The following is an 18,568-nucleotide window of genomic DNA, read 5'->3' on the forward strand; positions in this document are numbered from 1 at the left end:
GCTTGAGACTGGCAGCAACCTCAGTCCCAAGGAGTTATCCCATGCAAACCTTCAATGTCCAGGGCATGTCCTGCGGCCACTGTGTCAAGGCCATCACCCAGGCGCTCCAGGCCAAGGACCCAGCCGCCGATGTGCATGTCGACCTGAGCGCCAAGACCGTCCAGGTCCAGAGTTCGCTGGCGGCCGATGCCGTGGTCGAGGCCATCAAGGAGGAAGGGTATGAGGTGAGTCTCGCCTGAAAAGTTTTAATAGTTAGCGACCTATCGGAATGTTCAAGAGCGCCCGGCACGGCTAGACTGTCGGGCTGCCGACTGACGCCTGAGCTGGACGCCCGATGAACCTTCGTACCATTCTGATTCTTGGCGCCTTGAGCGCTTTCGGTCCCTTGGCGATCGACTTTTACTTGCCCGCCTTTCCGGCGATGGCAACCGCCTTCGGTACCGACGAGAAGCACATCCAGTTGACCCTGGCGGCGTATTTTCTCGGCTTGTCCATCGGGCAACTGGCCTATGGGCCGGTGGCGGATCGCTTCGGGCGGCGCATTCCGTTGCTGGTCGGCGTCGGCTTGTTCACCTTGGCGTCCGTGGCCTGTGCCTACGCACCCAATCTCGAATGGCTGATCTGTGCGCGTTTCGTCCAGGCCCTGGGTGGATGCGCCGGGATGGTGATTTCCCGGGCGGTGGTCAGCGATAAATGCGACGCGGTGGGCTCGGCCAAGGTGTTCTCGCAATTGATGCTGGTGATGGGCCTGGCGCCGATCCTCGCGCCGATGCTCGGTGGGTTGCTGGTGAACCTGTATGGCTGGCAATCGATTTTCATTGGCCTGACCCTGTTCAGCGCATTGGCATCGACGGCCGTGGCCTTGTGGCTGCCGGAAAGCTTGCCGGATCATGTGCCTCGGCAACCGTTGTCAGGTGCGCTGCGCCAATACGGTCGTCTATTGACCGACACGGTCTTCCTCGGTCATGCACTGACGGGGGGTATCGCTATCGCCGGGATGTTTGCCTACATCGCCGGTTCGCCTTTCGTCTTCATCAAGCTCTACGGTGTGCCAGCCGAACACTTCGGCTGGCTGTTCGGTACCAACGCCGCAGGCTTCATTCTGGTAGCGCAGGTCAATGCGCGGTTGTTGGCCAAGCGTGGCCCGGCGTTCCTGCTGAGTCGCGCGGTATGGATCTATCTGTTCGCCGGGCTGGGCCTGCTGGCCATCAGCGCCTTGCGGCCGACGTCTTTGTGGCCGCTGCTGATTCCGCTGTTTATCTGCATTGCCAGCCTGGGTTGCATCCTGCCCAACGCATCGGCCTGTGCCATGAACGGGCAAGGTGCCCGGGCCGGCAGCGCATCGGCGATGCTGGGGTGCCTGCAGTTTTCCGTGGCCGCTGGGGCCGCCGCGTTGGTGGCGGCGCTGCATGACGGCACCGCCGTGCCGATGGCGCTGGTCATCAGCCTGTGCGGGCTGTTAGTGGTGGCTGCAGCGATGCTGACCCGCCGCCTGCAAAATGCCCGGGCACTGGCCGAGGGCTGATTCAGCCGGCCGCGCGCTGCTGCTGTTCGGGGAAATGATGGGGCGCGTGTAGTCGTGCTTGCAGGGTGGTGGCAAAGGCCTGGGCCTCGGCCTCGGTGCGGAAGGTCACGACGTGTTGGTCAAGGCGTACTTGCCATTGGGATTTTGCCACTTCTTTTATCAGGATCTTCATTGCTGACCTCCTCACGAAAAGATTGCGTTGCAAAGGCCTCGAGTGTAGACCGGAATGCGATCGCAATTGTGACAACGGTCAATTCTCGGACTGACGGTGCAATTCCAAGTTAATGCGATCCCGTGACGCTCTGCGTCACTCTCCAGAAGCGGAACGCGGAGCGTCCCTGGCGGCGTTCCCACGCGGGAGCGTGGGAACGATCGAAGCCTAGGGAATAGTCAGAAGCCTTCAAGCACAATCTTGCCCTTGGACTTGCCGCTTTCCAGCAAGCCATGCGCCCGGCGCAGGTTCTCGGCATTGATGGTGCCGAAGTGTTCGCCAACCGTCGTCTTCAGCGTGCCGGCGTCGATCAGCTCGGCTACGCGGTTGAGCAGGTTGTGCTGTTCAATCATGTCGGCGGTTTCGAACAGCGAGCGGGTGTACATGAATTCCCAATGCAGCGACAGACTCTTGCGCTTGAGCTTGGTCACGTCCAACGCCTTGGGATCGTCGATCAGCGCCAGTTTGCCCTGGGGCGCCAGGGCTTCGACCAACTGATCCAGGTGCTGGTCGGTCTGGGTCAGGCTGGCGACGTGGGTCACCTGAGGCTGGCCTGCTTCTTTCAATACTTCGCTCAATGGCCGGCTGTGGTCGATCACCAGGTCGGCACCCAGCCCGCGCACCCAATCCTGCGTCTGCGCACGGGACGCGGTACCAATCACCTTCAGCCCGGTGAGCTGGCGGGCCAGTTGCGTCAGGATCGAACCCACGCCCCCTGCGGCACCGACAATCAACAAGCTCTGGCCTTGGTCGTCATTGCTTTCCTGAATGTGCAACCGTTCGAACAGCAGCTCCCACGCGGTAATGGCCGTCAACGGCAGCGCCGCCGCTTCGGCAAAACCGAGGGTCTTGGGCATGTGGCCGACGATGCGCTCATCCACCACATGCAACTCGCTGTTGCCACCGGCCCGGGCGATGGAGCCGGCGTAGAAGACCTTGTCCCCGGCCTTGAACAGCGTGACTTCGCTGCCCACTGCCTTGACCACGCCCGCCACGTCCCAGCCCAGTACTTTGGCGGCGCCACCTTCGGGCTGGACGTTCTGGCGGACCTTGGTGTCCACCGGGTTGACCGAGATGGCTTTGACCTCCACCAGCAAGTCCCGTGGGCCGGCGACCGGTTCTGGCAGCTCAACGTCTTGCAGCGATTGCGGGTCGGTGATGGGCAGCGAATGGTAGTAGGCGATGGCTTTCATGAAGCGGCTCCGTGAGGTGAATTGGATGAAGCCAATGTTTAGTTATTTATCGGCGAGATAAAACCGGCTAAAACAACAGGGTCTTTCAATAATTTTTTGATAATGGGGCCGTCATGCTTCGATTCGATGACTTGCAGTTGTTTGTCCGGGCGGCGGACCTGGGCAGTCTTTCTGCCGCGGCCAGGGTCATGGATCTGTCGGCGGCGGTGGCCAGCGCCGCGTTGAAGCGGATCGAGCAACACTTGGGCGCCCGGTTATTGGCCCGCTCCACCCGCAGTTTGCGCCTGACGGCCGAGGGTGAGGGTTTCCTTGAATATGCCCGCGCTGCGCTGGGCAGTCTCGAGGAGGGGCGACGGTTGTTGACCAGCGGCCAGGACCAGGTCAGCGGCGTGTTGCAGTTGTCCGCCCCGTCGGACCTGGGGCGCAACTTGCTGCTGCCCTGGCTGGATGCATTCCAGTGCGAGCATCCTGGGCTGACGGTGCGACTGCTGCTGGGCGATCGCATTGCCGACCTGTTCAAGCAGCCGGTGGACATCGCGTTGCGTTATGGCGCGCCGGAGGACTCGAGCCTGGTGGCCTTGCCTGTCGCGCCAGATAACTACCGGGTGCTGTGCGCGTCGCCGGATTACCTGGCACGTCATGGCGAGCCCCATCAATTGGAACAACTGGCCCAGCACAACTGCCTGCTGTACATGCTCGGCACTCGGGTTCATGACCGTTGGTGCTTTCATGACGGCAAGCGGGAAGTGAGCCTCACCGTCAGCGGTGACCGCTTCAGTGACGACGCCGATGTGGTGCGGCGCTGGGCGGTGGCAGGCGCCGGCGTCGCTTATAAATCATGGCTGGATGTCTCCAGCGATGTGCTGGCCGGGCGTCTGAAAATCCTTTTGCCGCACCTGCGCTGCGAACGCGCGCCGCTCAATCTGCTGTGTGCACACCGGGCGCAATTGAGCAAACCCATCAACCTTTTGCGGGAGATGCTCCAGGCCCGTTGCGGTCAGTTGACGGCTCAATTTCCGCTCTCGACAGGCGCTGGCCATTAGTCGCGGGCAAATAGAGACTTTTCCCTCACGAACAATCGCCTCCAAAGGTTTCCGGAGGACAGGAAACCTTGATCGCCGCGCTTATACTAGCGGCCGCCTGAATCGGCGCGGCATCGAGCGCGGCGTCGCGCGATTTGCAGCGGTTGGGCCGCTTTGGGCGACCCCCTTGCGGGTCAATACGCGCCAGAGCAGTAGACGAATGATTCAACAGGGAGTGAATACATGGAACATGCACCTTGCATCAGCCAGATCGCCACGCTGCTGGCCGACCCCAAGCGTAGCGCAATGATGTGGGCCTTGATGGACGGCACGGCCCGGCAGGCTGAAGAGTTGGCGTTACTGGCCGGGCTGTCGCCGTCCTCGGCCAGTGCTCATCTGGGACGCCTGTCCGCCGGAGGCCTGTTGAAAGTCGAAGCCCGGGGCCGCAAACGGTTTTTCCGCCTGGCCGCGCCCGAGATCGGTGCCGCTGTCGAGGCGCTGGCCAGCGCGACCCTGGTCAGCACGCCCCGGCAGATTCCGGAGGTTTTCAAGCGCGGCATCCTGCCTGCCAAGGCGCCGTCGGCCCCCGCCTCATTGATGCGGGCCAGGCTCTGCGATGACCACCTGGGCGGTACCCTGGCGGCTGATCTGTATCAGCGACTGCTGGATGCCGGGTGGATCGAACAGTGCGACCAGCGGGTGGTCGTCACCCATAAAGGCGCTAACCAGTTGGCCGGACACGGTCTGTTCATCCAGGCGTTGGCCCATCGCAACGCCCGCATTGCCTGCGCCTGTCCAGACTGGAGCGAGCGTCGTCCACACATGGGCGGGGCGCTGGGGGCGGCGTTGTTGCAACTGTTCATGCAGTCCGGTTGGCTGAGCCTGCCCAACGACTCGCGGGCCTTGCAAGTGACGGTACTCGGCCAGCAGGAAATCCATCGGTTCGCCAGGGCGGATGCTTTGGAGATGGCCTAGTCGCTCAGGGCTTTCGCCAGGTCGTATCCAGCAATAGCCACCTGCAAGGTTCGCGCACACTCGGCCGGGGGAATTAATCGGATCGGGGGGGATGCGGCATGAACATTCAAGGCTACAGCGCGGCGGAACGTTTGGAGCGGCTGCCCATCAGCGGCTATCACCGGGTCATTTTTATCATCATTGCCCTGGCGTTTTTCTTCGACTCCATGGACCTGGCGATGATGACGTTCCTGCTGGGGTCGATCAAAACCGAGTTTGGCCTGAGCACAGCCCAGGCCGGTTTGCTCGCCAGCTCCAGTTTCTTTGGCATGGTGGTGGGCGCGTCGCTGTCGGGCATGCTGGCTGATCGCTTCGGGCGCAAACCGGTGTTCCAGTGGAGCATCGTGTTGTGGGGCATCGCCAGTTACTTGTGCTCCACCGCCCAGGACGTCGAGACGTTGACGCTGTTTCGCATCCTGTTGGGTATTGGCATGGGCATGGAGTTTCCGATTGCCCAGTCGATGCTCTCGGAGCTGATCCCGGCCAAGCGTCGAGGTCGCTACATTGCGCTGATGGACGGCTTCTGGCCCCTGGGGTTCGTGGCGGCGGGCATCTTGTCGTATTTCCTGCTGCCGGTGATTGGCTGGCGTGACATCTTTTTGGTGCTGGCGGTGCCGGCGGTGTTTGTCCTGGCGATTCGTTTCTTTATCCCCGAGTCGCCGCGCTGGCTGGAACAAGCCGGACGAGGTGACGAAGCGGATGCGGTGCTCACGCGAATCGAAGACAAGGTCCGGGCCTCGCTGGGGCGTCGAGACCTGCCGGAGCCGATCCGCCTGCCGAGGGTGGCGAGTACGCCGGGCAGCTTCTTTTCGGCCTTGGCGCAAATCTGGTCGCCGCTGTATCGCCAGCGCACGATGATGATCTGGAGTGTCTGGTTCTTTGCCTTGCTCGGGTTCTATGGCCTGACGTCCTGGCTCAGCGCGTTGTTGCAGCAGTCGGGGTTCGCCGTGACTCAGTCGGTGTATTACACCGTGCTGATTTCCTTGGGCGGAATTCCCGGTTTCCTGATGGCGGCCTGGTTGGTGGAGCGTTGGGGGCGTAAGCCGGTGTGCATTATCACGCTGCTGGGCGGCGGGGTGATGGCGTTTCTTTATGGTCAGAGCGCGGTGTTTGGTGGCAACGTCAGCCTGCTGATTGGCAGCGGGTTGCTGATGCAGTTTTTCCTGTTCGGCATGTGGGCGGTGCTCTACACCTACACGCCGGAGCTGTACCCCACCTCGGCACGCGCCACGGGCTCTGGTTTTGCCTCGGCGGTTGGTCGCATCGGTTCGCTGCTCGGGCCATTGGTGACCGGGCTGGTGTTCCCCATCACCGGGCAGGGCGGCGTATTTGCCCTGGGCGCGCTGTGCTTCGCTGTGGCGGCGGGGGTGGTGTGGTTGTTCGGGATGGAAACCCGGGGCAAGACGCTGGAGGAGTTGAGCGAAGCGAACGCTGCCGACTAGACACTATCCCCCTTGTGGGAGCGAGCTTGCTCGCGATAGCGGTCCGGCATCCAACATTAATGTCGACTGATACACCGCCATCGCGAGCAAGCTCGCTCCCACAGGGTTGGTCATCAGGCTTAAGGTTTTACCAGCCGCGCATCCAGGCTGTTCTGCGCCAGACGCTTGGCCTGGTCCTGGGTCATGCCCAGGTGGGTGTACAGCGCGTGGAAGTTTTCGGTGACGTAGCCGCCGAAGTACGCCGGGTCATCGGAATTCACCGTCACTTTCACGCCGCGCTCGAGCATGTCGAGGATGTTGTGCTGTGACATGTCGTCGAACACGCACAGCTTGGTGTTGGACAATGGGCAGACCGTCAACGGAATCTGCTCGTCGATGATCCGTTGCATCAGCCGCTCATCTTCGATGGCCCGCACGCCGTGGTCGATGCGCTGGATTTTCAGCAGGTCCAGGGCCTCCCAAATGTACTCGGGTGGACCTTCTTCACCGGCGTGGGCGACGGTCAGGAAGCCTTCGTTGCGCGCGCGGTCGAAGACCCGCTGGAACTTGCTCGGTGGATGGCCCATCTCCGAACTGTCCAGGCCCACGGCCACGAAGGCTTCGCGGAACGGCAGCGCCTGGTCGAGGGTTTTCTCGGCCTGTTCTTCGCTCAGGTGGCGCAGGAAACTCAGGATCAGGCCACTGGTGATACCCAGTTGCTGCTCACCGTCCTTGAGGGCGGCGGCGATGCCGTTGAGCACCACTTCGAACGGGATGCCACGGTCGGTGTGGGTCTGCGGATCGAAGAACGGCTCGGTGTGGATCACGTTCTGCGCCTTGCAACGCAACAGGTAGGCCCAGGTCAGGTCGTAGAAATCCTGCGAGGTGCGCAGTACATCGGCGCCCTGGTAATACAGGTCGAGGAACTCCTGCAGATTGTTGAAGGCATAGGCCTTGCGCAGGGTGTCCACATCGCTCCATGGCAGGGCGATCTTGTTGCGTTCGGCCAGGGCGAACAGCAGCTCGGGCTCCAGCGAACCTTCCAGGTGCAGGTGCAATTCAGCCTTGGGCAGGGCGTTCAGCCAGTCGTACATGGTCTTTTCTCATCAGCGAATCAATGACGGCATTCTACAGGGGCTGGCCGCAATGTCTGGTAAAACCTGACCGGCTGATCCACTACAGCGCTTGCGGCTCCCGCCGGTAAGCATAGGTGTCGGCGAAGCGTGACAGCAGGAATTCGGCGCACGTGGTGGTCGGATACTTCGGCGGATGGCGCTCATCCTGGCAACCGGGCAGGCACTCGATCAGCGTGTCGGGGTGCGGCTCGGCAAAGAATGGCATCGAATAACGGTCCACTCCCAACGGGCTGATCACCCGATGCGGCGTGGACAGGTAACGGTCGTTGCTCCAGCGCGCCATCATGTCGCCAAGATTGACCACGAATGTGCCGTCGATGGGCGGCGCATCGATCCATTGGCCGTTGACGTTGCGCACTTGCAAACCACCGGCGGCGTCCTGGTAGAGCAGGGTGATGCAACCGTAATCCGTGTGGGCGCCAGCCCCTTGCTGCTCGGCGCTACTGGCGGTCTGGCGTGGCGGGTAGTGGATCAGGCGCAGCACGCTGACCGGCTCGTTGAAGCGGGTGTCGAAAAAGTCTGGTTCGATGCCAAGGGCCAATGTCATGGCGCGTAGCAGGGTTTGGGCAAGTGCCTGCATGTCGCGGTAGTGCTGCTCCATCAAGCTTTCCCAGCCGCTCAGGTTCGGGTGCCGGTTAGGGCCGCGCAGCGGTTTTTCCGCGAGTACTTCGGGATGATCGGCCGGCAGGTGCAGGCCCATGTCGAAGGTTTCCTTCAGATCGCTGGGCTTGGTCGGGTCCAGTTGTTCAGTGGCGACGGCGCCGTAGCCGCGGTGGTGGCGGGTTTGGGTGATGTCGATCTTGAGTTTCGCTTCGGCGGGCAGGGCGAAGAAGCGTTGGGCGTAGTCCAGGACTTCGGCGATACGCGCGGCGTTGATGGGATGACCTTTGATGTAGAAAAAGCCCCATTGGCGGCAGGCATGGTCGATCTGCTCGGCGACGGCTTGCCAGGCGTTGGAATCCTCGGTGTAGAGGGGGCTGATGTCGATGATGGGCAGGCTGTTCATGTGGCTTTCCTGGCTTGAAATAGGCGCCCCATGTGGGAGCGAGCTTGCTCGCGATCGCGGTGGGTCAGCCAATACAGATATTGAATGTCAGTCCGCAATCGCGAGCAAGCTCGCTCCCACAATAGGTTTTGGGTTGGGTATGGGGACTATTTGGGAATCTCAGCCTTCATGCCTTCGACGTAGTAATTCATCGACGCCAGTTCCGCGTTGGTGGCGCTCGTGCCCGCCGGAATTTTCTCGACCCCGGCCTGGTCCTTGATCGGCCCGGTGAACGGATGGAACGCGCCGCTCTCGATGTCGGCGATGATCTGCTCGGCTTCGCCCTTGACCGCTGCTGGCACCAGGTCGCTGATCGGCAGTTTCACCGTGCCTTCCTTCAGGCCGCCCCAGTAATCCTGGGATTTCCAGTTGTGGTCGAGCACGCTTTGGGTCGCTTGGATGTAATGCGGGCCCCAGTCATTGACGATGGACGTCAGCACGGCCTTGGGACCGAAGTGGGCCATGTCCGAAGCGTAGCCGACCGCGTAGACGCCGCGTCGCTCGGCGGCCTGGATCGGCGCCGGGCTGTCAGTGTGCTGGAACACCACGTCTACGCCTTGGTCGATCAGCGCATTGGCGGCGTCGGCTTCCTTGCCCGGGTCGAACCAGGAGTTGACCCACACCACTTTGATCTCAGTGCCTGGGTTGTACTTGTTCAGGGCCAGTTGGATGGCGTTGATGTCGCGGATGACTTCAGGGATCGGGAAAGACGCGACGTAGCCGATCTTCTTGGTCTTGGTCATCTTGGCCGCGAGGAAACCGCCAACGTAACGGCCCTCGTAGGTGCGAGCCAGGTAGGTGCCCAGGTTCTTGTCCTGTTTGTAGCCGGTGGCGTGTTCGAAAGTCACCTTGGGAAATTGCTTGGCGACTTTCAGCGTGGGGTTCATGTAGCCGAAGGAGGTGGTGAAGATCAGGTCGTAGTTGTCCTTGGCCATGTTGCGGATCACTCGCTCGGCGTCCGCCCCTTCTGGCACGTTTTCCACGTAGTTGGTGGTGATCCGGTCGCCGAGTTTCGCCGTCAGTTCCTTGCGCCCCTGTTCGTGCTGATAGGTCCAGCCGTGGTCGCCGATCGGGCCGATGTAGACGAAGCCGACCTTCAGCGGGTCGGCGGCACTTGCATTCAGGCCGGCACCCAGGCCGACGGCTGCGACGACGGCGCAAAGCAACTTCTTCAAGGGGCGTTTGTGCATGAACTCGAACTCCATTTTGTTGTGAGGTTGGCTGTACGGCACTGATGCAAAATGCTGACCAACAGGACAACAAAATCTGCGATCTTTTCGGGACAGCCATCGCGAGCAAGCTCGCTCCCACAAAGGAATGCACAACCTGTGGAGCGAGCTAGCTCGCGATGAGGCCCCTGAGATCGATTAAGGTGCGCCTGCCACCCACTCGCCGCCGTCTGGTGCATCACACCGAACGAAACGTTCGCCACCTCCTACAGTCTGTAGCTCATGACCCCGCCCACGGTGACAGGCCCGCGATGCTCAATTTGATCAAGCAAGAAAAACTGCTGTTGCTGGCGCTGATCGCCGCATTTATTGCCTACCCGCTGGAACACTGGCTGTTAGGCAATGGGCAGTGGGTGGCGTTGGTCAGCGGCTTGGTGCTGATCGGCTTCATCGTCGCGGCCTCCATGCGCGTGGCCCATCACGCCGAGTTGTTGGCGGAAAAGGTCGGTGACCCCTACGGCACGATGATCCTGACCCTGTCGGCGGTGCTGGTGGAAGTGGTGATCCTGGCGATCATGATGAGCAACGAAGCGTCGTCGACACTGGTGCGGGACACGATCTACTCGGCGGTGATGCTTGACATCAACGGCATCCTCGGGCTGGCGGCGCTGATGGGCGGGATCAAGCATGGCGAGCAGGCCTACAACGACGATTCGGCGCGCACCTACAGCGTGATGATCCTCACCGCCATGGGTGTATCGATGGTGGTGCCGGAGTTCATCCCCCAGCAGAACTGGAAAATGTATTCGGCCTTTACCATCGGCGCGATGATCGTGTTGTACACCTTGTTCCTGCGCATGCAGGTAGGGCCTCACAGCTATTTTTTCAGCTACAGCTACCCGGAAAAACGCCGCAAGAAAGAACCGGTGGAAAACGAGCCGAAACCCATCAGCCTGACGTTCTCAATCAGTGCGCTGGTGTTTGGCGTGGTGGTGATCGGTGCCCTGGCCGAGGTCATGTCCAAGGCCATCGACCTGGGCCTGGAAGGCTCGGGGGCGCCGCCGGTGGTCACGGCGATCCTGGTGGCCGCCATCTCTGCCGCCCCGGAAATCCTCACCGCCCTGCGCGCCGCCCTGGCCAATCGCATGCAGTCGGTGGTGAACATCGCGCTGGGGGCTTCGCTATCGACCGTGATCCTGACGGTGCCGGTGATGGAAGCCATGGCCCTCTACACTGGCCAGCCGTTCCAGATGGCAATGACCCCGGTGCAGACGGTGATGATCTTCATCACCCTGATCGTCAGCGCCATTAACCTTAACGATGGCGAAACCAACGCCATCGAAGGCATGACCCACTTTGTGTTGTTCGCGACGTTTATCATGTTGTCGTTGCTGGGACTCTAGGCCCAATACAACAACCATTGTGGGAGCGAGCTTGCTCGCGATGGCGGCCAGCCATTCAACATCAATGTTGACTGATCTGGCGCTATCGCGAGCAAGCTCGCTCCCACAGGGGATTTGGGTTGGATCAGGCTCCGGCGATCAATTCCCGCGCCGCCTGGCTGTGATTGGCAATCAGACCTTTCAAGTCCAACCCCTCGACCTGCCCGTCGATCACTCGCCATTGCCCGCCGATCATCACCCGATCCGCCCGGTCCGCGCCGCACAACAGCAGGGCCGAGATCGGGTCGTGGCTGCCGGAGAAGCGCAGCTCATCGAGCTTGAACAGCGCCAGGTCAGCCTGCTTGCCCACTGCCAGCTCACCGATGTCGTTGCGCCCCAGCAACTGTGCCGAACCCCGGGTCGCCCAGCCCAGTACGCGCTCCGGCGTGATCGCTTGCGCGCCATAGCGCAGGCGTTGAATGTACAGCGCCTGGCGGGTTTCGAGGATCATGTTCGAGGCGTCGTTGGAGGCCGAACCGTCCACGCCCAAGCCCAGCGGTGCGCCGGCGGCGGTCAGGTCCAGGGTCGGGCAGATACCCGAGGCCAGGCGCATGTTGGAGCTGGGGCAATGGCAAATGCCGGTGCCGGCGGCGCCGAGGCGGGCGATTTCATCCGGGTTGAAATGAATCCCATGGGCCAGCCAGGTGCGTGGGCCGAGCCAGCCGACGCTGTCCAGGTAATCCACAGTGCGCAGGCCGAAGCGTTGCAGGCAAAAGTCCTCTTCATCGAGGGTTTCGGCCAGGTGCGTGTGCAGGCGCACGTCGAGTTGCTCCGCCAGCTCGGCGCTGGCCTGCATGATCTCGGGCGTGACCGAAAAAGGTGAGCAGGGCGCCAGGGCAATCTGGATCCGGGCGCCGTCACCGCGCTCGTGGTACTGGCTGATCAAGCGCTGGCTGTCGTCGAGAATCACTTGGCCCTGCTGCACGGTCTGCTGTGGCGGCAAGCCTCCGTCGGCTTCGCCCAGGCTCATGGAACCGCGGGTCAGCATCGCGCGCATGCCTAGCTCACGAACGCTGTGCACCTGCACGTCGATGGCATTTTCCAGGCCTTCGGGAAACAGGTAATGATGGTCGGCCGCCGTGGTGCAACCCGATAGCAGCAGCTCGGCCAGCGCCACTTTGCTCGCCAGGGCGAGCTTTTCCGGGGTCAGTCGTGCCCAGACCGGGTAGAGGGTTTTCAGCCACGGAAACAGCGGCTGGTTCACCACCGGTGCCCAGGCCCGGGTCAGGGTTTGATAAAAGTGATGGTGGGTGTTGATCAACCCCGGCAGGATCACATGTTCGCGCGCGTCGAAGATGTGGTCGCAGGGCTGGGCGGGTTGTTGGCCGGCGCTCAGCAGTTCGACGATCACACCGTCCTGCAGGACGAGACCACCACGGGCATCGAGGTCGTTGGCGGTGAAAATGGCGAGGGGATTTTTTAACCAGGTACGGGTCGCAGGCATGGTGGCCGGCTCCTCTGAAAGTGGGTTCAGGTTAGCCAGCTCAGTGATGCCCTGTCTGCTGATCCAGGGTCGCCCGTTGGATAGGGCGAGGGATGGAGTTTACTCAGGTTGTGTTGCAGATTTCCAGGGGCTGCCGAGATCCAAATGTGGGAGCGGGCTTGCTCGCGAAGGCGGACTGTCATTCAACATTGATGTCGACTGATATACCGCTTTCGCGAGCAAGCCCGCTCCCACAGGAGCAATGGTGCTTTACCAGGGAATCGTTTCGCCTTTGTAGTTGACGAAGTGATGCCCGCCCTTGCCGGCGAAGGCGTTGACCTGGTCAATCAACCCACGGGTACTGGTCTCGACATCAATGTCCGCCCCTTCACCGCCCATGTCCGTCTTGACCCAGCCCGGGTGCAGCGACAGTACTGTCAACGTCTGCCCGTCCAGTTGGCTGACGAAACTGTTGGTCATGGAGTTGAGCGCAGCCTTGCTTGCCTTGTACAGCGCGAGTTCCGGGGCGTCGGGCATGGTCACGCTGCCGAGCACCGAGCTCATGAACGCCAGCACGCCGCTGCCATCGCGGATCTGGCCGACGAAGCGCTGGGCCAGGTTGATCGGGGCCACGGCGTTGGTGAAGAACAACTGGCCGACCTCGGCCAGCGTCGCGCCACCCGGGCTCTGGTTGTCCGGGCCTTTGACGCCGGCATTGACGAACAGCAGGTCGAAGGTCTCACCCTTGAGCTGCTGGCTCAGGGCGATGACAGCTTGCTGGTCATCCATGTCGAGCTTTTCGATCCGCACCGGGCCCAGCGTTTTCAACGCCTCTGCGTTCTGCGGATTGCGCACGGTGGCGGTCACGTTCCAGCCGTCGCTGAGCAGGGTCTTTACCAGACCGAGGCCCAAGCCCCGGGAGGCGCCGATGATCAATGCGTTTTTTGCCGAGTTCATGAAGGCATCCTTGAGTGAAAAAGGTCACGGATTTAATGGACAACGTTGCCCGAGCCGTTGTTTCAGCTCGTGACGCAACGCGTCGAGTTCGCTCATGCGGGTTTCGATCAGGTTCAACTTGTCTTGCAGCAATTGCGTCACCGCGCAGTCGGGGTCGGGGGCGTTCCACAGGGCGGCGACGCTCGCGCCGATCTCGCCCAGGGTAAAGCCCAGGCGCTGGGCGGTCTTGATATAGAGCACCAGTTGGACCACGTCGGCGGGGTAGTCGCGATAGCCATTGGCACTGCGCGTTGCCGCGATCAGGCCCCGCTGCTCGTAGAAGCGCAGGGTGTCTCGACTGACGGCGCAGGCTTGGGCTAATTCACCGATACGCATGGACGACTCCGGAGGGCTTGACCTTGGAGCATACCCCAGGCTTTAGCCTTTTCGCTCCCCAATTATCTGGAGCAACGTGTATGTGGACTTCGATGCAATATCGCCGGGTGGTGCTCGGCAGCGCCTGGTACGACCTTATCGTGTCGGCCGTGCTGGCCACGCCGTGGAGCTTTGCGGCGTTGCACGGTGTGTTGGTGAGCCTGACTCAGCTATTTGACCTGCCCGGAGAACTGCCGCCGTTTGCGCCGGCGCATCTGCTGATGGTGAATTTGCTGGGTTCGATTGTCTGCGTGTGGGCGGTGCTGCGGATTCGTGATCCACAACCGCTGTACGGACGGTATGACGCGGTGGGGCGGTTTCTGTTTGCGGCCTGGCAGCTGTATGCGCTGCTTCATGGGGCCAGTGCGGTGTTGTGGGTGTTCCTGTTTTTGGAGGTGGTGTGGGGGTTGGTTCAGGTGCTGCCTGTCCGGGCCTCATCGCGAGCACGCTCGCTCCCACTAGGGGCCTGAGTCAAACCTGAACTCAGTGTTCACCTGGTCTAGTGTGGGAGCGAGCTTGCTCGCGATAGGTGCGCCACGGTCTATCTCAATGCCCCGCCTGCCAAGGCTGCCCCAGTGACACCGGCGCATACAACCGGGTGCGCACGGCATCCCGGGACAGCAGCACCAGCACCACGATGGTCGCGGCATACGGCAGCATTGCCAGCAAACTCGATGGAATCGCCAGCCCCAAGCCCTGGGCCACCAGGTGCAGGATGCTGGCGAGGCCGAACAGGTAGGCGCCCAGCAGCAGGCGCCAGACCCGCCAACTGGCGAACACCACCAGGGCCAGGGCGATCCAGCCGCGCCCGGCGCTCATGTTCTCGGCCCACATCGGCGTGTAGGCCAACGACAGGTAAGCACCGGCCAACCCGGCCATGGCGCCGCCGAACAGCACCGCTAGGGTTCGCACCCGTAACACCGGCAGGCCCATGGCACTGGCGGCGTCGGGGTTTTCGCCGACGGCCTGGATGATCAGCCCGGCGCGGCTTTTCATGATCACCCACGCCACCAGGGCAAACAGCGCGAAGGACAGGTAAACCAGCAAGTCCTGGGCAAACAGCATCCGCCCGATCAGCGGGATGTCACTCAAGTAGGGAATCGCCAGCGGCTCGAACCCCGCCAGCGGCTTGCCGACCCAGGGCGCCCCGACAAAGCTCGACAGGCCCACGCCGAAAATCGTCAGGGCCAACCCGGTGGCCACCTGATTGGCGTTGAACACCAGCGCCACCAATGCGAACAGCGCCGACAGCAGCATCCCGGCGGCCATTGCCAACAGCACCCCCAGCCACAGGTTGCCGCTGTTGAACGCGACGATAAAACCGATCACCGCGCCGAACAGCATCATGCCTTCCTGGCCCAGGTTCAGGACGCCGCTTTTCTCGCAGACCAATTCACCCAGGGCCACCAGCAGCAGGGGTGTGCCGCAGCGGACCATGGCGTAGAAAATGTTACTCAACAAGTCGATATCCATTACAGCGCTCCTGCCTGTACGGCGGTGGTCCGGGTGCGCCGGGTCCAGCGCAGGTTCAGGCGTGGCCGGTACAGGATCAGTACGTCGCAGGCCAGCAGGAAAAACAGCATCATTCCCTGGAACAGTTGGGTGATCGCCTGGGGCAGGTTCAGCGACATCTGCGCGCTCTCGCCGCCGATGTACAGCAACGCCATCAATAGGCTGGAAAACAGAATGCCGATGGGATTGAGGCGGCCCAGGAACGCCACGGTTATCGCCGCATAGCCATAGCCCGGCGACACCTGCGGCACCAGTTGGCCGATCGGCCCGGTCACTTCGCAGACGCCGGCCAGCCCGGCCAGCGCCCCGCTGATCAACAGCGCCAACCATACCAGCGGCTTCTGGCGAAACCCGGCGAAACCGGCGGCGCGTGCATCCAGGCCCAGCACTTTGATTTGAAAACCGACAAAACTTTTCTGCAGCAAGACCCACACCGCTACCAGCGCCAGCAAGGCGAAGTACAGCCCCGCATGGACCCGCCCATCTTCCAGCAGCAACGGCAGGCGACTGGCCTCGCCGAACATCGCCGATTCCGGAAAGTTGAAACCCGCCGGGTCCTTCAACGGCCCATGAACGCAAAACAGCAGCAAGTTCAGGGCGATGTAGTTGAGCATGATGCTGGTGAGGATTTCATTGGCATTGAAGCGCGTGCGTAGCCACGCCGTGAGTCCGGCCCAGGCCGCACCGGCCAGGGTCCCGGTCAGCAGGATCAGGACCAGCGCCCAGCGGCTTTGCACACCGATGATGTTCACGGCGAGAGCGCTGCCGGCCAGGGCACCCAACAGCAGTTGGCCTTCGGCGCCGATGTTCCAGATTCGCGCCTGATAGGCCACGGCCAGACCGAGGGCGCAGAGCAGGATCGGCAAGGTCTTGACCAGCCACTCGGACACCCCGTACAGGTCGCTGATCGGCGCGATCAACAAGGTGTACAACGTTTGCAACGGGTCATGACCCAAGGCGATAAAGAGCAGCGAGCCGCAGCCCAGGGTCAATACCGCCGCCAGCAGTGGTGAGCACCAGAGCATCAGGCGTGATTGCTGGCCACGAGGTTCGAGAGAAAGCAGCATGAAAGAACTCCGTTAAACCGATGCGGGGGCGGGGGATGGGGGTGTGTCGAACTGGCCGGCCATCCAGCCGCCAACGTCACTGAGTCGGGTCTCGACCGTGGGTTTCAAGACCGACAGCCGCCCAGCGCACAACGCTGCGAGGCGGTCGCTGATTTGGAACAGTTCGTCGAGGTCTTCGGAGATCACCAGGATCGCCGCGCCGGCATCGCGCAGGGCGATCAAGGCGCGATGAATGGTCGCCGCCGCGCCGACATCCACGCCCCAGGTCGGGTGGGCAGCCACCAGCAGCTTCGGTTGCTGAAGGATCTCCCGGCCGAGAATGAATTTCTGCAGGTTGCCCCCCGAAAGGCTGCGCGCCGGGGTTTGGGTGTCCGGTGTCTTCACGCCAAAGCGGCGGATGATCTCTTCGGCCAGGCGCTCGACTTTACGGCGTCGAATCAATCCATGGCTGACCAGACACTGCTGGAAGGCACTGAGCAAGGCATTGTCCGCCAGGCTCAATTGCGGCACGGCACCGTGACCCAGGCGTTCGGCGGGTACGAAGGCCAGCCCGAGCCGGCGACGGGCATCGGGGCGCAGATGAGCCACCGGTTGCCCGTCGAATCGGATGGTTTCGCCTTGCTGGCGGGGAAGTTGCGTTTCTCCGCTGAGCAACGCCAGCCACTCGTCCTGGCCGTTACCCGCCACGCCGGCGACGCCGACGATTTCGCCGCTGCGCACCTCCAGGTCGATATCCCGCAGCGAGCAGCCGAACGGGTCCGGGTTGTGCCATGACAGTTTGTTGATCTGCAGGAACGCTTTGTCTGCGCTGACCTTGGGATAGTCGGTGATCAGTCCCGCGGTCTCACCGACCATCAACTGCGCCAATTCTCGGTCCGAGCATTGTGCCGGTGTGCAGTGCCCCGACACCCGCCCGCCACGCAGCACCGTGGCGCTGTGACACAACGCCCGAACCTCGGCCAACTTGTGGCTGATAAACAAAATACTGCAGCCTTCGCTTGCCAGGCGGCGCAGGGTCACGAACAGGTCGTCGGCTTCCTGGGGGGTGAGCACCGAGGTGGGTTCATCAAGAATCAGCAGTCGAATGTCTTGCATCAGGCAGCGAATGATCTCGACCCGCTGCCGCTCGCCAATCGACAGGCTGTGGACCAACCGCTGCGGTTCCAGCGCCATGCCGTAGCGGCGGGAAACTTCACGGATCCTGGGTTCCAGGTGAGCCGGCGTACCGGCCGCCGCACCCATCGCCAGGGCAATGTTCTGCGCAACGGTTAGGGTTTCGAACAACGAGAAATGCTGGAACACCATGCCGATCCCCAGGCTGCGGGCCTGGGCTGGATTGCGAAGGCTGATCCGCTGACCCTGCCAGATCACTTCGCCCGAATCAGCCGGGGTGACGCCGTAGATAATCTTCATCAGGGTGCTTTTGCCCGCACCGTTTTCCCCGAGCAGGGCGTGGATCTCTCCGGGCTGGATGCTCAGGTCGATGGCGTCGTTGGCCAGGCAGCCTGGGTAGCGTTTGCTGATCTTGCGCAACTGCAGGCGTGGGACGGAATCGGGGTCGGACATGACGGACTCGGGTCGATGAACAGGAGTGCCGGTGGATAAAGCAATTTCCTGGCCACTAGGTCAGGATTTTGCGTAAACCCCGAATGTCAGGCCCTCGGCATGTAGCCTGGGCACTTTCACCTAGGCGTCATCCTGCACCAGCTTGGGGCGCGCGCGGTCATCGAGGCTCTGGCTTGCCCTGAAATAGGTGGTTAAAAAATGAGCAAGCAGCTGCGAGCCATGCCCTTCTTAGGGCCGCGAGAGCCATGAACGGGTTATCCACAGATTGCTCCACAGTTATTGTGCGCAAGCTGAACACTCGGGCATAAGCACTGGGTGGCTTTCTTCTAAAGGTGATAAACCGTCCAAGCGATTGTTTTGTTGATGGATTTATCGGTTGGATGCGCGGTTGGCTGAAAAATGAGCAACCCTCCCAAACCCGCATGACAGAAGGGTTACAGAGGGATGTGCT

18 protein-coding genes are annotated in these 18,568 nt (G+C 61.9%); 7 read left to right on the forward strand and 11 right to left on the reverse strand.

Annotated features, from left to right (window positions below):
- Positions 1-41: 41 nt before the first annotated feature.
- Positions 42-239, forward strand: coding sequence for a heavy-metal-associated domain-containing protein (locus LOY70_RS03385; protein WP_265033315.1), 198 nt, complete (start codon positions 42-44; stop codon positions 237-239).
- A gap of 95 nt (positions 240-334) precedes the next feature.
- Positions 335-1,525 carry a multidrug effflux MFS transporter gene (locus tag LOY70_RS03390; RefSeq protein WP_265033317.1) on the forward strand — a complete coding sequence of 397 codons (1,191 nt, stop codon included), beginning with the start codon at positions 335-337 and terminating at the stop codon, positions 1,523-1,525.
- A 1-nt stretch (position 1,526) separates the two neighbouring features.
- Here LOY70_RS03390 and LOY70_RS03395 read toward each other — a convergent pair whose 3' ends face one another.
- Both LOY70_RS03395 and LOY70_RS03400 read right to left on the reverse strand, forming a co-directional pair.
- On the reverse strand, positions 1,527-1,697 hold the full coding sequence (locus LOY70_RS03395) for a hypothetical protein (protein WP_185045991.1): 171 nt from the start codon (positions 1,695-1,697) through the stop codon (positions 1,527-1,529).
- 218 nt (positions 1,698-1,915) lie between these two features.
- Entirely contained in the window at positions 1,916-2,929 is a 1,014-nt protein-coding gene (locus LOY70_RS03400) for a zinc-binding alcohol dehydrogenase family protein (RefSeq protein WP_265033319.1), read from the reverse strand.
- Positions 2,930-3,042: 113 nt separating this feature from the next.
- On the opposite strand from LOY70_RS03400, the gene LOY70_RS03405 reads away from it, so the two are divergent.
- The 3 genes from LOY70_RS03405 (at position 3,043) to LOY70_RS03415 (ending at position 6,407) form a co-directional block, all read left to right on the forward strand.
- Positions 3,043-3,972, forward strand: coding sequence for a LysR family transcriptional regulator (locus tag LOY70_RS03405; RefSeq protein WP_265033321.1), 930 nt, complete (start codon positions 3,043-3,045; stop codon positions 3,970-3,972).
- A 222-nt stretch (positions 3,973-4,194) separates the two neighbouring features.
- Entirely contained in the window at positions 4,195-4,926 is a 732-nt protein-coding gene (locus LOY70_RS03410) for an ArsR/SmtB family transcription factor (RefSeq protein ID WP_265033323.1), read from the forward strand.
- Positions 4,927-5,024: 98 nt separating this feature from the next.
- Positions 5,025-6,407 carry an MFS transporter gene (locus tag LOY70_RS03415; RefSeq protein ID WP_265033325.1) on the forward strand — a complete coding sequence of 461 codons (1,383 nt, stop codon included), beginning with the start codon at positions 5,025-5,027 and terminating at the stop codon, positions 6,405-6,407.
- 119 nt (positions 6,408-6,526) lie between these two features.
- On the opposite strand, the gene LOY70_RS03420 is transcribed toward LOY70_RS03415, so the two are convergent.
- The 3 genes from LOY70_RS03420 to LOY70_RS03430 all read right to left on the reverse strand — a co-directional run bounded on the left by LOY70_RS03420 (position 6,527) and on the right by LOY70_RS03430 (position 9,757).
- Positions 6,527-7,480: an adenosine deaminase gene (locus LOY70_RS03420; RefSeq protein WP_003197486.1), complete on the reverse strand. Its 954-nt coding sequence runs from the start codon at positions 7,478-7,480 to the stop codon at positions 6,527-6,529.
- Positions 7,481-7,562: 82 nt separating this feature from the next.
- Complete coding sequence (locus LOY70_RS03425) at positions 7,563-8,528, reverse strand: 2-oxoglutarate and iron-dependent oxygenase domain-containing protein (protein WP_265033329.1); 966 nt, start codon at positions 8,526-8,528, stop codon at positions 7,563-7,565.
- A 146-nt stretch (positions 8,529-8,674) separates the two neighbouring features.
- A complete protein-coding gene (locus LOY70_RS03430) occupies positions 8,675-9,757 on the reverse strand; it encodes a BMP family ABC transporter substrate-binding protein (protein ID WP_265033330.1) in 1,083 nt (360 codons plus the stop codon).
- Positions 9,758-10,047: 290 nt separating this feature from the next.
- Between LOY70_RS03430 and LOY70_RS03435 the strand changes: the two genes are divergently transcribed.
- Positions 10,048-11,139, forward strand: coding sequence for a calcium:proton antiporter (locus LOY70_RS03435; protein ID WP_265033332.1), 1,092 nt, complete (start codon positions 10,048-10,050; stop codon positions 11,137-11,139).
- Between the two features lie 124 nt (positions 11,140-11,263).
- On the opposite strand, the gene LOY70_RS03440 is transcribed toward LOY70_RS03435, so the two are convergent.
- The 3 genes from LOY70_RS03440 to LOY70_RS03455 all read right to left on the reverse strand — a co-directional run bounded on the left by LOY70_RS03440 (position 11,264) and on the right by LOY70_RS03455 (position 13,933).
- Positions 11,264-12,622 (reverse strand): 8-oxoguanine deaminase, encoded by a 1,359-nt coding sequence (locus LOY70_RS03440; protein ID WP_265033334.1) that lies wholly within the window; start codon positions 12,620-12,622, stop codon positions 11,264-11,266.
- Between the two features lie 249 nt (positions 12,623-12,871).
- Positions 12,872-13,558 (reverse strand): SDR family oxidoreductase, encoded by a 687-nt coding sequence (locus LOY70_RS03450; RefSeq protein ID WP_265033335.1) that lies wholly within the window; start codon positions 13,556-13,558, stop codon positions 12,872-12,874.
- Between the two features lie 24 nt (positions 13,559-13,582).
- Positions 13,583-13,933, reverse strand: a complete 351-nt coding sequence (locus tag LOY70_RS03455) for a MerR family transcriptional regulator (protein ID WP_123345008.1) — start codon at positions 13,931-13,933, stop codon at positions 13,583-13,585.
- Between the two features lie 80 nt (positions 13,934-14,013).
- On the opposite strand from LOY70_RS03455, the gene LOY70_RS03460 reads away from it, so the two are divergent.
- Positions 14,014-14,442, forward strand: a complete 429-nt coding sequence (locus tag LOY70_RS03460; RefSeq protein ID WP_265033337.1) for a hypothetical protein — start codon at positions 14,014-14,016, stop codon at positions 14,440-14,442.
- A 76-nt stretch (positions 14,443-14,518) separates the two neighbouring features.
- Here LOY70_RS03460 and LOY70_RS03465 read toward each other — a convergent pair whose 3' ends face one another.
- Genes LOY70_RS03465 through LOY70_RS03475 form a run of 3 tightly spaced genes read right to left on the reverse strand, consistent with a single transcriptional unit; the run spans position 14,519 to position 18,117 of the window.
- Positions 14,519-15,445 (reverse strand): ABC transporter permease, encoded by a 927-nt coding sequence (locus LOY70_RS03465; protein WP_265033339.1) that lies wholly within the window; start codon positions 15,443-15,445, stop codon positions 14,519-14,521.
- The gene (locus tag LOY70_RS03470; protein ID WP_265033341.1) at positions 15,445-16,551 is read right to left on the reverse strand and encodes an ABC transporter permease; all 1,107 of its coding nucleotides are present in this window, start codon (positions 16,549-16,551) and stop codon (positions 15,445-15,447) included. The genes LOY70_RS03465 and LOY70_RS03470 overlap by 1 nt, the downstream gene beginning before the upstream one ends.
- Before the next feature lie 12 nt (positions 16,552-16,563).
- Entirely contained in the window at positions 16,564-18,117 is a 1,554-nt protein-coding gene (locus LOY70_RS03475) for an ABC transporter ATP-binding protein (protein WP_265033343.1), read from the reverse strand.
- Positions 18,118-18,568 lie beyond the last annotated feature (451 nt).

This window comes from Pseudomonas sp. B21-054 (assembly GCF_026016345.1).
Taxonomy (GTDB): Bacteria; Pseudomonadota; Gammaproteobacteria; order Pseudomonadales; family Pseudomonadaceae; genus Aquipseudomonas.